Raw genomic sequence first — 257 nt, 5'->3', positions numbered from 1 at the left:
ACAGCCACACGACGGCCGCTGCAATTTCTTCGGGTTGCGCCATCCGTCCGAGCGGATTGGCGAGCCTGGCGCGTGTGAGCAGCTCGTCACCGAATCTCGCATGCGTGAGCGCCGTTTCTACGAGTCCCGGACACACGGCATTCACGCGGATACCCTTAGCTGCGAATTCAATGGCCGCCGCCTTCGTCAGTCCTACGACGCCGTGTTTTGCTGCTCCATACACACCATCCGATGGAACACCCACGAGGCCCGAGCGT

General features: G+C 61.9%; 1 protein-coding gene. It reads right to left on the bottom strand.

The window, feature by feature from the left end; all coding sequences use genetic code 11:
- A partial coding sequence (locus tag SB753_RS38990) for an SDR family oxidoreductase (RefSeq protein ID WP_410805409.1) occupies positions 1–257 on the bottom strand: 257 nt, incomplete at both ends.

This window comes from Paraburkholderia sp. SIMBA_053, assembly GCF_046534895.1.
Taxonomy (GTDB): domain Bacteria; phylum Pseudomonadota; class Gammaproteobacteria; order Burkholderiales; family Burkholderiaceae; genus Paraburkholderia; species Paraburkholderia caledonica.
The sequence above is the reverse complement of the archived record's forward strand: the minus strand, read 5'-3'. Positions and strand labels throughout refer to the sequence as shown.